This is a genomic window from Kitasatospora sp. NPDC058478 (genome assembly GCF_042720345.1).
GTDB lineage: Bacteria > Actinomycetota > Actinomycetes > Streptomycetales > Streptomycetaceae > Kitasatospora.
The window spans coordinates 55198-67379 of sequence record NZ_JBHXML010000036.1 but is presented as its reverse complement, the minus strand read 5'-3'; the positions used below and the strand labels follow the sequence as shown (position 1 = coordinate 67379).

16 protein-coding genes are annotated in these 12182 nt (G+C 70.1%); all 16 read left to right on the top strand.

The window, feature by feature from the left end:
- On the top strand, positions 1 to 414 hold a 414-nt coding region (locus ACFWPT_RS21250), incomplete at its 5' end, for a hypothetical protein (RefSeq protein ID WP_380483450.1).
- A gap of 495 nt (positions 415 to 909) precedes the next feature.
- Positions 910 to 1224 (top strand): hypothetical protein, encoded by a 315-nt coding sequence (locus ACFWPT_RS21245; RefSeq protein WP_380483448.1) that lies wholly within the window; start codon positions 910 to 912, stop codon positions 1222 to 1224.
- 1002 nt (positions 1225 to 2226) lie between these two features.
- Positions 2227 to 3564: a winged helix-turn-helix domain-containing protein gene (locus tag ACFWPT_RS21240; protein WP_380483446.1), complete on the top strand. Its 1338-nt coding sequence runs from the start codon at positions 2227 to 2229 to the stop codon at positions 3562 to 3564.
- The gene (locus ACFWPT_RS21235; protein WP_380483444.1) at positions 3561 to 4364 is read left to right on the top strand and encodes a DciA family protein; all 804 of its coding nucleotides are present in this window, start codon (positions 3561 to 3563) and stop codon (positions 4362 to 4364) included. Before ACFWPT_RS21240 ends, ACFWPT_RS21235 begins: the two co-directional genes overlap by 4 nt.
- 356 nt (positions 4365 to 4720) lie before the next feature.
- Positions 4721 to 5974 (top strand): ParB/RepB/Spo0J family partition protein, encoded by a 1254-nt coding sequence (locus ACFWPT_RS21230; RefSeq protein ID WP_380483442.1) that lies wholly within the window; start codon positions 4721 to 4723, stop codon positions 5972 to 5974.
- A 322-nt stretch (positions 5975 to 6296) separates the two neighbouring features.
- Positions 6297 to 7121, top strand: a complete 825-nt coding sequence (locus tag ACFWPT_RS21225; RefSeq protein WP_380483440.1) for a ParA family protein — start codon at positions 6297 to 6299, stop codon at positions 7119 to 7121.
- Positions 7122 to 7484: 363 nt separating this feature from the next.
- Positions 7485 to 7787: a hypothetical protein gene (locus ACFWPT_RS21220; RefSeq protein WP_380483438.1), complete on the top strand. Its 303-nt coding sequence runs from the start codon at positions 7485 to 7487 to the stop codon at positions 7785 to 7787.
- 163 nt (positions 7788 to 7950) lie between these two features.
- On the top strand, positions 7951 to 8532 hold the full coding sequence (locus ACFWPT_RS21215; RefSeq protein WP_380483436.1) for a hypothetical protein: 582 nt from the start codon (positions 7951 to 7953) through the stop codon (positions 8530 to 8532).
- Between the two features lie 71 nt (positions 8533 to 8603).
- Positions 8604 to 8819 carry a hypothetical protein gene (locus ACFWPT_RS21210; RefSeq protein ID WP_380483434.1) on the top strand — a complete coding sequence of 72 codons (216 nt, stop codon included), beginning with the start codon at positions 8604 to 8606 and terminating at the stop codon, positions 8817 to 8819.
- Positions 8820 to 8983: 164 nt separating this feature from the next.
- On the top strand, positions 8984 to 9334 hold the full coding sequence (locus ACFWPT_RS21205; RefSeq protein ID WP_380483432.1) for a hypothetical protein: 351 nt from the start codon (positions 8984 to 8986) through the stop codon (positions 9332 to 9334).
- Positions 9335 to 9532: 198 nt separating this feature from the next.
- Complete coding sequence (locus ACFWPT_RS21200; protein ID WP_380483430.1) at positions 9533 to 9973, top strand: hypothetical protein; 441 nt, start codon at positions 9533 to 9535, stop codon at positions 9971 to 9973.
- A 59-nt stretch (positions 9974 to 10032) separates the two neighbouring features.
- A complete protein-coding gene (locus ACFWPT_RS21195; RefSeq protein WP_380483428.1) occupies positions 10033 to 10350 on the top strand; it encodes a hypothetical protein in 318 nt (105 codons plus the stop codon).
- Positions 10347 to 10727 carry a hypothetical protein gene (locus ACFWPT_RS21190; protein ID WP_380483426.1) on the top strand — a complete coding sequence of 127 codons (381 nt, stop codon included), beginning with the start codon at positions 10347 to 10349 and terminating at the stop codon, positions 10725 to 10727. The genes ACFWPT_RS21195 and ACFWPT_RS21190 overlap by 4 nt, the downstream gene beginning before the upstream one ends.
- Positions 10721 to 11170 carry a hypothetical protein gene (locus tag ACFWPT_RS21185; protein WP_380483424.1) on the top strand — a complete coding sequence of 150 codons (450 nt, stop codon included), beginning with the start codon at positions 10721 to 10723 and terminating at the stop codon, positions 11168 to 11170. Before ACFWPT_RS21190 ends, ACFWPT_RS21185 begins: the two co-directional genes overlap by 7 nt.
- Complete coding sequence (locus ACFWPT_RS21180) at positions 11167 to 11502, top strand: hypothetical protein (protein WP_380483422.1); 336 nt, start codon at positions 11167 to 11169, stop codon at positions 11500 to 11502. Before ACFWPT_RS21185 ends, ACFWPT_RS21180 begins: the two co-directional genes overlap by 4 nt.
- A gap of 155 nt (positions 11503 to 11657) precedes the next feature.
- Positions 11658 to 12032 (top strand): hypothetical protein, encoded by a 375-nt coding sequence (locus tag ACFWPT_RS21175; RefSeq protein WP_380483420.1) that lies wholly within the window; start codon positions 11658 to 11660, stop codon positions 12030 to 12032.
- Positions 12033 to 12182 lie beyond the last annotated feature (150 nt).

The following is a 12182-nucleotide window of genomic DNA, read 5'->3' as shown; positions in this document are numbered from 1 at the left end:
GCCGGCGGGGGGCGCCCCCCCCCCCGGGCCCGGGGCCCCCTCACCCCCCCCCCGGCGGGGGCCCCCCCCCGCGCCCCCCCCCGCCTGGTCACCGGGACCGCCCAGGTTCTCGAGGGCCTGCTCACCCTCGGCCTGGTCGAGCAGGCCCGGGGCCTGGACGGACTCCTCGGCCTGCTGCTGCCCGACATCGCGCCCGGCCCGCAGCGCGACGCCGCGCTGTTCCTCGCCGGCGCCTCCGCCGCCACCTCCTCCGCCGCCCGCAGGTGGCGCGGCGGCGGCTGGAACCCTACGGAGCTCGCCGACGTCGCCGAGCAGCTGCACACCGCCGGCTACGAGCTGATGGCCCGACGGGCGCGCAGGGCACTCGGCGCGGCCGCGCTCCTCGGCGACCCCGCCGCCCGGGACCGGCCGTGACCGGACGCTCCGGACGGCCGCCGCGGCTGACCATCGCGGACGAGGATCTGATCGGCCAGCTGCTGGAGGCGGTGGCCGCAGGCGGCTCGGTGAGGAGCGCGGCCGCCGAGATCGGGCTGTCGCCGTCGCCGGTGTACCGGCTGCGCCGTGTGGACCTGCGGTTCCGTCAGGCCCTGGCGGTGGCTCAGCGTGCCGGCCGGGCCGTTCGGCGGCGGCCGGCGTTGTGCGGTACTGAGAGCCGGCACGTCAATCAGCGGTGCCGGTGCGAGCAGTGTGTCCCGGCGGCGTCGGCGGCGCGGGGCGGCCGGAAGGCGGCGGCGCGGGCCCGTACGAGCACCTGAGCGTGTCGGCTGTCCTGGCACGGAGTTCCCCCTCACCAGTTGCTGGTGTGGGGGCCCGTGCATGCCCGAGGCCATAAGCAACTTGCATTTTGCAGGTTGTCTATGTGAGGGTGGCGACACCGACAACGAACCGCCCAACCGGAAGGCGCCCGCCATGTTCCCCGACCCGACCTCAACCGAGTTCAACCTCGACCAGCTCGCCGCCTACGTCGCCCACCTGCTCGGCACCGACTGGCAGCACGACCGGCACCCCGACCTCCCTGCGGTCTGGCACGCCGACGGCGTGCTCGCCACCTTCGAGGCCGTCCCCGGCGAGGTCCCCGGCGACGCCCCGTTCGGACTGGACATGCTCCTGGGCGACGTCTGGGAGGAGAAGCTGTTCATTCCGGCTTCTACGGACGACCTCGCCGCCATCGGCGCCCAGGTCGTCGCCAGGATCCGCGAGTTCCGCGAGAAGTACGGCAGCTGACCAGGCCGGAGGACAGCGCCCGGCGCACCGGGCGCGCCTCCCACTACCGCACCCCGGCCGGGAGATAGTGGCCCTGATGTCGCATAGGGGACCACAGGCCGGGACACATCACCGCAGGTGAAAGGCCAGTTCTTCAAGATCTTCCGGACATGGATCGGGCCCGTTAATATGGTGCCTGCCCTGTCCTGGCAGATATTCAGCTCATCGGATGGTCATCTGATTAATCCCTGTGGATGGTTTCGGCGCGCGGGGGCTGATGAGTCGCCACGGGCCTTCTGGGAGCGGTAGTGTGATACCGGCCATCCACAGATTGATCATGGGGTGGTCCTACGAGAAGAGCCCAAAACGCCGAAACCCCGAGGTCTCGGATGCCAGTTCGCTGCGAACGTTCTGGCGAGATCACTCGGGGCTGTAGGCGCCAAGACCAAGCAGAGGATGGTCTCGACGTGATTGATGGTACCTGTGTCCCCTGGTGGGGGCGCAAGAAGACCCACCCTGTCGCGCGCGTGAACGCTCCGCGTCGGCCTGGTGGGTCGCGTCATGTCTGAGGCCGTCCGACTCGGTTCGTCGGCTCTTTCTCCCCAGATGTCCGTCCCGATGCCGCCGTACGGGCGTTCCGGGTCCGGTTGTCCACTCGCAGGCACACTCCCTCAGGAGCTGATCGCCTTGAGCTGAGTTCTCGGGCGGTGTTCCAGCAGCTCCCCTTTCCCGAGGGAAGCCCCGTTCACCACCGTCCAGGCCGCCCCGGTGTTTCCCGCACCTGAGCGACTGCCACGTCACGGCCGGCACTTGCCGAGGTTCCCGCCTCGACCTGTCCGACCAGGGCCCGCACCCGGTTTCCTACGCCGGCCGCGGGACAACGTTCACCGCCCCCTGAACCGGGGCGGGTCCTTCTTGGTTCTCCACAGAACCACCCACCGAGCAGCCTCCAAGATCGAAATCCGGGGGCAGCGCCGAGGGCAGCCTTTTGCGTGCCCTCGCGCAGAGCGAAGGAACGAGTTCATGATGCAGGATCCGCATGCCCTTTGTCAGATCGAGTCCAGCCAAATTCGGGATGTCGACCGAATCTCCACCCTCCTGGGGGACATTCCCACCCACGACGCACTCCCGGTAAGGGACGCGTCCAACCTCGAATTCGACCACCAGTACGAATATGCTGGCCGGCAGGTAACTGGCCCGCTGGCCGTCGCAGCGTCCGGCCAGTGGGCATCCACCACTTCCGGCCGGATCGTCACCGACACTTACAGCTGGCTCCAGGCCGTGCACTGGGTGGACGGGTCCGGCCTCGCTCTCACCCCGAAGTCAGGCCCGAAGTTCGGCCCGACGACCGTTCGGGTCGCCCAGGAGCTGACGAAGCTGACCGAAGTCAGGCCCGGAGTCGAGTACCTGATGCGCGTGCTCAAGCTCAGTGAGCGCACCGTGCAGTACCACCTCGCCCACCTGCGCAACGCCGGCCTGCTCGCCTACGTTGAGCTCGGCACCCGGATCGCCCGCAGCGAGAACCAGCCCTCGGGCGCATTCCGCACTTCCCACTTCGCGCTGACGATCCCGCAGGCCTTCGACCAGGCGCTCGGCATCCGCACCACGGGCGAGGGCCCGGACCGCCGCATGACCGGCATTGCCGAGGTCGGCCGTCAGACCATCGCCCGCCTCGGCAAGCTCGCTTCCAAGGCCGTCCGCCGCCGGAAGAAGACCAAGATCAGCAAGCGGCGTTGCACCCCAGTGGTGGGTGGTTCCCTCACACCTCCTGCTGACCAATCACCTTCCGCTACCCGTCTTGAGGGAAACGGCCCGATCAACACCACGAAGAAGTCCAACCGCGGTCCCCACCGCAACCGGGTCTCCCGGCGTTTCCAGCTCGCCGCCGAACTCCGTCGTCGCGTCCTGTGGCTGGGCAAGTCCGACCCGGCCCGGCTTGCCTGGGTGCTTACCGACGTCGCGGACGCCGGTTGGACCGCCACCGAGGTCGAGGCCTGGCTCAGCCTCCTCGACCAGCCCGACCACGTTCGCCGCCCTTCCGGCCTGCTCGCCCACCGACTCGGTGCGGCAACCCTGCTGTGGCCGACCAAGGAGCACCGCGCCCGGGCAGCGGAAGCCCAACGCGAACGCAGCCACCGTGCCGCCAAGGCCCGTGCAGCCGTTGCCGACGGCTTCATGACCGGTCCCACCTCGGCAACCGGCCTTGCCCAGCTGCCGTCTGCCGCCCGGCAGGTCATCGCCACCGCCCGCAGGGCCAAGGCCCAGGCCGTCGCCTTCCAGACCGCCACCACCCCGGCCGCTCAGACCAACACCACAGCCGCTGAGGCCGACATCGCCGCCTTCCTCGGAGCTGCCCTGTGAGTAACCCTCCGTCCACCGGAGCTGACCTTGCACGCCAGGCCCTTGCCCGTGCCCGCGAGAATGCACAAAACAAGCCCAATGAAGCTTCCCAGACCAAGCGCCGCACCCGTGTGAAGACCCGGGCGTCCTGGGACCGGCGACCCGTCACCGCCGGTGGCGCCCTGGCCGCTCTCCTCCAGCAGGCCGGCTGGGACCTCAACCTCGGTGGCGCTGACATCATCACCGACTGGCCGGCCATCGCTCCCGAGCTCTCCTCTGCGGTAGCTGCTGAGCGATACGACCCGGGCACCGGCACCCTCCATCTCCGGCCGACCAGTCCGGCCTACGCCACCCAGCTCCGCCTCCACGCCACCCAGATTGCCGCCCGGATCAACGAGAAGACCGGTGGCCGCCCGCCAGTGCGGAGCCTGAGCATCCTGGCCCCCGGCCCCGTCCGACAGTCGTTCCACCGGGAACCTGAGGTGAGTGACCCACCGGCGTCCCCTCCCGAACCCGTTGAGGCCCGGTCCTACATCCGGGACGACATCGCTCAGGAGCTGCAGCACCTGTTCGAAGCCGGCCCCGAACGACGCGCCGCCGAACAGGCTGCTCGAGAGAAGATCGAAGCCGATTCTCGACGGCTCGCCCACCGGCACTGCCCCAGCTTGGTCGAGCCCGAACCGAACCCCGAACCGGCGTACTGTGAGCCCACAGCCGAAGAGCATCGCCGGGCAGAGAGCGCACGACGTCAACTTGCCGCCGAACAACGCCTTCGCCATGACCGCACCGCAGCGAAGGCGAAAAACGCGGCGCCGCACTGAACACCCCGGCCCCCTGTTCACCGCGCCTGCGGGGACCGCTTGATCCACGTCACACTCTGGGCGGGCCCGAGTGATTGCGGGGCAATCACCTTCGCCGGGGGCTCGCTCCCCGGCGAGTTGTGCCGTTGATTCCTCAGAAGCCGTTCAGACACGACATACTGGCCCAGAACGTACGCGCTTGAGCACGCTCGCCGGCGGTCCCCCATGATGCTTCGCACTCAATCGGAATGGGCAGTTTGCCCCGAAACGAGAGCGCGTGTGATTGCCGCGCAATCACCACCGGCAAGTAGGGACCACGACACCGACGACTAAGCTCAGCGCCCGAGAGTCGTCCCCCATCCCGACGGAGAAGCCCTATGGGTACCACTCCAGGCCTCGGCGGCCGCAGCCTTGGTGCCGCCCGAAGCCAGCAGCAGCAAATCCTCAACCGCCAACCGACCGCGCCAGTCGATGACCTCTTTCCGAGCCCAACCAACGGCCGGAAGAAGCTCCGCAACATCGAGTCCCTCGCTGAAACCATCACCAGCGACAACTTGAGCACCGCTCTCACGGTGGTCCCCACCGCGGTCTACGTGCAGCACTACAAGGACCTTCAGCCCAAGTACGCAGCGGCTGCCGAGAATGCTGGCAAGCCGTACGTCGTCCTCGGGGGCCACCGTCGGCTCGCCGCAGCCAAGATGGCCGGCCTCGAGAAGGTCCCGATCAACGTCATGCTCGACATCAAGAGCCTGCGGATCACCTCCCTCCAGGAGAACATGCAGCGCGAGTCGCTGACCCCGGTCGAGGAGGCCGTGGAGTTCGACCTGGTCATGAAGGAAGAAGGCTTGTCACAGCGAGCCCTGGTGAAGCGGCTCGGCGCCGAGCAGAACAAACGGATCTCCCAGACCTACATCTCCCAGCGGCTGGCGCTCCTCAGGCTGATCCCCGATCTCCAGAACGCCGTCGACGACGAGTGGAGCGGGGAACGGGAGACCGGTATCAAGCTCAAGTTCGCCGCCGAAGTCCTGGCCAAGGTCGACCACGACGTACAGGGTCGCTTTTACCGCGGTGAGCTCAGCCGGGATGACGTCATCGCCTTGGCCCGAGGCGAGTCGGGCAAGGGGAACGCCAAGCCCCGAGCCGGCGACACCAACACCGGCGCCATGCCCCGAAGTGCCCCGGCCGGCGTTGCCCAGGATGATTGCGCGGCAATCACTGCTTCGTCTCAGGGCACTCAGGATGGGGCTGTTGTAGCTGCGGCAGTTCTTGAGCAGCTGACCACAGACGAACAGCTCGCGGTGGTCGATGGTTCTCTGCCCTGGCCGGAAGCCGAGGAGCGTGCAGTAGAGCGGCGCCAGACCGACACCTCAGTTGGCGAGGACGGCGTCCAGGGTGATTGCGCGGCAATCACCGACGACGCCCAGGTCGCCGAGATGCCGGCGCAGCGCGGTTCGAAGGCGGACTCGGACGCCGGGACCGAACCTCATGTCGAGAGCGAATCAGCCCGTACTCCGGATCGGACCCTGGTGCTCTCCGGCAACCCCGAGGACGTGGCCCAGGCGGTCTTCGACGCCCTGACCGCATCGGAGCTGGAGAGCGTCCGTACGCTTCTGGCCTCGCTGTCAGCCTAGAGAGTGAAACCTGTCGCCCCGTCGGGTGAACTCGACGGGGCGGGTAGCCCCGTTCCGAAGGAACGGTGTACCGTTCGCTCGAACCAGATGTCCGACCTCGCCCGTCACGCTCCAGGCTGACCGCCGAGACTGCCCATCGAGAACGTGCACCTCAAGCCTCTCGGTACGGGCCCGGACGCCCCCGCGCAGCAGCACCCCACCGCCCCGCTACCGCGACGTCTCGTTGCCTTCGGGTGTGAGTGATTGCCGCGCAATCACCTTCTGCCGGCAGGCCAGAACCGCCATGGCCCGCCCCTCATCCCTGACCCTGTGGGAGACCCCAGTGGCACGCATCATCGCCTTCACCAACCAGTCCGGCGGCGCCGGAAAGACCACCTCAGCCGTCACCATCGCGGCCTGGCTCGCCAAGTACGGTTTCCGCGTCCTCTTCGTCGGCCTCGACTCCCAGTGCGACGGATCGGCGTCCCTCGGCTACGACCAGCCGGACGAGATCGAGGGCCAGGCCACCATCCACGACGTGCTGGTCAACAAGAAGATCAAGATCAGCGACGCCATCGTTTCGGCCTACGCCGGACCGGCCGACGACGAGAACAGCAAGCGCATCGAAGGCCTCGACCTGGTCCTCGAGTCCGTTGAGCTGGAGAACGCCGAACAGACCCTGACCACGATGATGGGCCGGGAGATGTGGCTGCGCGATGCACTTGCTTCCGTCGTCGACGACTACGACGTCGTCCTGCTCGACTGCCCGGGAAACCTCGGACTGGTTGTCGTGAACGCTCTGGTCGCCGCCGGCGAAGTGATCGTGTGCGTCAAGCCGGGCTGGAAGGAGCTCCGGGCCCTGACCCGCATTGAACAGACCATCGCCCGCGTTCAGAGCACGTTCGGAGCCAACGGGGCCAACCCCCAGCTCGCCGGTGTCCTCATGGTCGACACCCCCACCAACCGAAGTGCCGGCGCCGTCTACGACGACGCCAAGAACGAAGCCGAAGCGACCTACCAGGAGCTGTTCCTGCCCACTATCCGTCGGTCTACCAAGGTGCCCGAGGCCTACAGCCACCAGAAGGCCCTGCCGTTCTTCGACCGCGCTGCGGACGTCACCACCGAGTACGCCGCAGTGATCAAGGCCCTCGGATTCAGCCGGCAGTGAGCTGGCAGTGAGCTGGCAGTGAGCTGGCAGTGATTGCCGCGCAATCACGTGAGTACCGCATGAAATGAGATCCGGCTACACTCACCGTGTTGCACGGGCTATGCGGTGATACGCGGGCCATGGGCGACTCTCGGTGCCCTTCCCGGTTGAGGTCGGTTCGTTGTCGGTAGCTCTGAACTGGTCCTGCCTGGAAGGGCACGCCCCTTTCCGCTGCTACACAGAGCCACAGCCCCGGTGTCCGAGGGTCATTTGTGCGCCATTTAACCTGCGTGTGTAGCGCTTGACGGTGATCTTTTGCGACGCTAGCCATGGCTCACCGGCGGCCCGAGCGACATTCCCCCCTTGCCGGATGAGGAGATGCCCATGACCGGCCAGGCTGCCGCATCGTCAGACCACGACCTCGCGACGGTCACCCCGCTGTGGCGCAGGTCAGGCGGCGGGTCGGCCGGCGTCGAAGGGACGGCCGCCGAGTACTGGGAAGCGGTCTATCGCCAACAGGGCCGGACGCTGCGCGACGGTTCCACCGCGGACGCCCACCGGACCGCGCTGGCGACCGTCGCCCTGCTCCTGGACGGCGCCGAAGCCGAGGGCGAGGTCCCGCCGGCCGCCGCGGCCTACCTCAAGGGCCTCCTGATCGAGGGCATCCAGGTGCCGGACCAGCTCTGACGCCGAGTTTGTTCAGTTTCGAACCTTCCAGACCCGAATGTGTGTCTGCCATGATGGCTCCTTAGCTGGACGTGATCATTCCGCTACGTCCCTTCGCCGCCGCGTACGGCGTCAGCACCGTGCGGCCCGAGGGACAGCGGCCGAGGGGCAGGGGGCATACGCGATGACGACACCGCGGCAGGCAGGACGGCGGCAGTACCCGGATCCGGCACGGCTCCTGAACGAACTGGACAGCCCCGAGTGGCTGGCCCGCACCCAGCCCTCCCGGGCCGGTACCCGGACCGGCAGCGGGCGCCCGGCCGGCGCGGCCCCGGTGAACGTGGAGCTCCTCCAGCACATCGCCGACTCGGACTCGGCCGTGAGCGACTTCATCGCCCAGGCCCGCGCCGCAGCCCAGGCCGAACCGCAGCCGGCTCCGGCCGACCGGTCCGAGGCCTACCGGGAGGCCGGCCGCCGCGCGGCCGAACTGGGCGGCGACTGGCAGGCCTACCTGGACGCCATGGCGTGGCGCAGCGCTGTCGAGAGCGCGCTGCACATGGGGGACACCTCGGTGGTGCGCGCGCAGCCCTGCCCGCAGTGCGGCACCGTCGGCCTGGTGTGGGTGCGCGCGCTGCGCAAGGTGTCGTGCGTCAACCGGCACTGTGCCGTCACCGCCGAGGGCGGCGCCCCCCGTACGTGGACCCTGGCCCAGCTCGCCGTCGCCCGTCAGCGAGGGCAGCGGTCGGCGCTGAAGACCGCGATCTGAGCGGAGCGGCGCTCTGCTGTGACCCTGGCCGGCGCCGTCGCCTGGCCGTCCCGTTGACCGAGGATCCCTTCATGCTCTCCGCCGTCCCACCGCCCGCTCCGCCGACCGACTTGCAGGACCTGCGGGCCATCGCCGCGTTCATCTCCCAGTCCGGCCGCACGGTGTCGCCGACGACGCTGTGGCGGCTGGTGCAGCGGTACGGCATCCGGAACTGGGGGACGCCGCGAGCGGCGCTGTACTCGCTGTCGGACATGCTGGAGATCCACCGGGACACGTACCTGAGCTGAGCGGCCGTCGGGTCGTTGCTGTCGGAGCCCCTCGCACCTCTTGTCGGTGCGGGGGGCTTCGGCGTGTTCGGAGCACGCCATAAACAACTTGCAAATTGAAGGTTGCTTATGAGAGGGTGAGGGCACCGACAGCGAACCAGCCCCAACCGGGAAGGACCACCGTCATGGCTTTCGCCACCGCCACCTTCACCACCGTCGTCCTCGCGATCGAGACCCGCCCCGACACCGCCCGCTACGACGAGCTCACCGACGAGCAGCAGACCCAGATCGACCACCTGCTCGGCCTCCTCGACTCCGAGTACGGCCTCACCGACACGCGCCAGCGCCGCCTGGTCACCCTGCTCGGCGCCCAGATCCTCGGCATCGACCTGCCGCCCGGCGCCGAACTCGCCCGCTGCCGTGGCCTCGACGGCGACTGCCCCGTCCTTGCCGACGAGCACAGCCTGCACAACACCCACCACGGCTACCGCTGCGCGGACTGCATGCCCGACTACATCCGCGAGTACGGCGAGTAGCCACCCCAGACTCCGGTCCGGCCCCGGTCGAGCCCAACCCCCCTCCCGGGGCTCCCGGGACCGGACCGGACATCAGCAGGCCGGGCGCACGGGATGCGGTCGACACCCTCTCCCCGTGCGCCCGGCCGTCGCACCGATTGCCGCGCAATCACCCCGCCCGCCGCCCTGCCCGAGACCGGCCGGAGGAACCACCCCGCCATGCCCGCCAGCACCGCCGCCCTGCCCGACACCGTTCGCCACGACCTCATAGCCGCCGCCACACTGCTGCGGGACCGGGGCATCTGGCGCGCCGAAACCAGCTTCGCCGCCCCCGACGGCTACCCCGACCTCTGGGACCCGCTCGCCTGGGCCGGAGCCGGACCCGCCGCAGCCCTCGACCCCATGGCCGCCCTCTGGCTCGCTGCCCACCCCGGCGACCTGCCTGCCGCCTTCACCGCCGCCACCCCCGAAGCCGCCGCAGACGCCTGCGACCTGCTCCTCGACGACCCCCGCACCGGCCCCGCCGTCCAGGCCCTCGCCGACAGCCTCGACCCCGACCTGATCACCGACCCCATCGAACGCATCGCCTACTGGGTCGACGGAGCCACCGACAACGAGGTCATCGGACGCCTCCTGCGCCTGGCCGACACCCTCACCTGACCACCCGCCGGGCCGCCCGCCCCGGGCGGCCCGGCCCCACCACCCGGGAGACACCACCGATGCCGACCCTCCACCGCACACTGCGCCGCGTCTACAACGCCGCCGCCGCCGGCCTCGCCGTTGCCGTCGCCTACTGGGACACCGCCGCCACCGGCCCGGCCGAACCCGTCCGCACCACCATGCTGTTCCCCGACGACCACACCAGCGCCCACATCACCCGCCGCTCCGACGGCGTGATCACCGGCACCCTCGCCGGCCCGTTCGGCCACCTCACCGGCGAGCCGGCCGCCTTCGAGCGCCTGGCCAACACCGCGGCGCTGCTCGCCACCGCCATCCGCGTCCGCCGCGACGCCGCCGCCGAAGGGATGCCCGCGTGAGCTCGGCCGGCTCCTCGCCCTGGTTCTCCACCCCCGCCCTGGTTCGCCAGCACGCCGCCGACGCCGCCGAGACGGTCGCCGCGTACGCCACCCTCCACACCGGCGCCCTCGGGATCCACGCCCCGCATCCGGGATGGACCGGCGCTCCCGACGGCACCGCCCACTACGACGGCCACGGCCTGCGCTTCACCTACCGTCCGGCCGCCGGCACCCAACCGCCGCTCACCGCCCGGGTGGTCGGCGGTTGCGGCACCGAGCACACCTTCCCCGTCACCGGCCCCCGCGGCCTGGCCGCCGACCTCCAGAACGCCGCCGACTGCACCGGCCACCCGGCCGGCGTCGTCACCCTCGCGGCCGCCAGGGCCACGGCATGGTGACCGTTGCCCGGCAGTACGTCCTGCCACTGCCGTCCAACCTCCAGCTCCTCAACGCCAACGAACGACTGCACTGGAGCGCGAAGGCCCGCAAGTCCAGGGCGATCAGGGACGCGGCCGGCTGGACCGCCCGCCACCACAAGGTCCCGCCCCTGGTCCGGGCCCGCATCACCTTCGTGGTCCACCCCGCCCGCGGCGGCCGCCTCGACCCGCACAACTGGTACCCCTCGGCGAAGGCGGCCATCGACGGCCTGGTCGACGTCGGCGTGCTGCCCGACGACGACCACACCCACCTCCTCGGCGTGGACGCGCAGATCGGCCCCGTCGTGAAGGGCGGGCGCCTGGACCTGGTCGTCACCGAGGTACCGGACGACCCGCCCGGCACGGCGGCCACCCCCCAGCCCGCAACGCCCCACCCCGCCACGGAAGGACACGCCCGCTCATGACCTCCTCCTCCCTCCCCTCCCTGACCTCCACCGCCCGCACCGCCGAGTCCTGGGTCATCCGCGCCGTCGACGTCAGCCGGCCGTTCAGCCCGGGCGGGAACACGGTCGTCCCGGACACCGAGTACCTCGCCGCCAACGAGGCCGAGGCGCTGGAGTACCTGCCGGAGATCCGCCAGATCGCAATCGACTACGCCGGCGCCCATGCCGTCCCGCTGTTCCTCGTGCAGATCGTCGCCATCGGGTACCAGGGCGTCAGGGTGGCGCGCACCGCCCTGTACCCCGTCCAGGACGCCGGCCTCCCGGTGGACAGCCGCTTCGCCGCCACTGCCTGACCGGCTGCCGGGCCGTGTCCGTGGTGGACGCGGCCCGGCGCCGCGAGGGGTGAAGGGGGAGTCCCGGGACGCCATAAACAACTTGCAAATTGAAGGTTGCTTATGAGAGTGTGTGGCTACCGACAACGAACCGGCCCCAACCGGGAAGGACCACCGTGACCACCGCTCCCACCCGCCCCATCACTGACTGGGTCATCCGCGCCATCGACATCAGCCGTACCTGCAAGCCGTGGGAGGACCCGGTCATCCCCGGCACCGAACACGAGGCCGACGACCGGGCCGACGCCGAAACCCACCTCCCGGCGATCCGCGCGATCGTCGCCGAGTACGCCCGCAACTGGGCCATCCCGATCGGTCAGATCCGCATCATCGCCGTCGAGTTCCACGGCATCGTCCCGGCGGGCACCGTCATCTACTCGCCCATCACGAACCCGGTGAACGAGTTCGCCGAACTGCGCGCGCTCGCCCTCGCGGTCCCGCACCCCACCGGCACCAAGCGCACGCTTCTCGCCCTCCCGCCGAGCGCCTGACCCCCACCAGACCGGGCCGCGCCCCCCCCCCCCCCCCCCGGGGGGGGGGCCCCCCCCCCCCCCGCCCCCCCCCCCCCCCCCCCCCCCCCACCACTCGCCCGCTTCCCCCCACCCCCCGCCGCCCCTCCCCCCACCCCCACGTGGCGGGCC

What these genes read in the sequence shown, in the direction of transcription:
- ACFWPT_RS21245 (WP_380483448.1), top strand. Translation starts at nt 910, where the DNA reads ATGTTCCCCGACCCGACCTCAACCGAGTTCAACCTCGACCAGCTCGCC.
- ACFWPT_RS21240 (WP_380483446.1), top strand. Translation starts at nt 2,227, where the DNA reads ATGATGCAGGATCCGCATGCCCTTTGTCAGATCGAGTCCAGCCAAATT.
- ACFWPT_RS21230 (WP_380483442.1), top strand. Translation starts at nt 4,721, where the DNA reads ATGGGTACCACTCCAGGCCTCGGCGGCCGCAGCCTTGGTGCCGCCCGA.
- ACFWPT_RS21220 (WP_380483438.1), top strand. Translation starts at nt 7,485, where the DNA reads ATGACCGGCCAGGCTGCCGCATCGTCAGACCACGACCTCGCGACGGTC.
- ACFWPT_RS21215 (WP_380483436.1), top strand. Translation starts at nt 7,951, where the DNA reads ATGACGACACCGCGGCAGGCAGGACGGCGGCAGTACCCGGATCCGGCA.
- ACFWPT_RS21210 (WP_380483434.1), top strand. Translation starts at nt 8,604, where the DNA reads ATGCTCTCCGCCGTCCCACCGCCCGCTCCGCCGACCGACTTGCAGGAC.
- ACFWPT_RS21205 (WP_380483432.1), top strand. Translation starts at nt 8,984, where the DNA reads ATGGCTTTCGCCACCGCCACCTTCACCACCGTCGTCCTCGCGATCGAG.
- ACFWPT_RS21200 (WP_380483430.1), top strand. Translation starts at nt 9,533, where the DNA reads ATGCCCGCCAGCACCGCCGCCCTGCCCGACACCGTTCGCCACGACCTC.
- ACFWPT_RS21195 (WP_380483428.1), top strand. Translation starts at nt 10,033, where the DNA reads ATGCCGACCCTCCACCGCACACTGCGCCGCGTCTACAACGCCGCCGCC.
- ACFWPT_RS21185 (WP_380483424.1), top strand. Translation starts at nt 10,721, where the DNA reads ATGGTGACCGTTGCCCGGCAGTACGTCCTGCCACTGCCGTCCAACCTC.
- ACFWPT_RS21180 (WP_380483422.1), top strand. Translation starts at nt 11,167, where the DNA reads ATGACCTCCTCCTCCCTCCCCTCCCTGACCTCCACCGCCCGCACCGCC.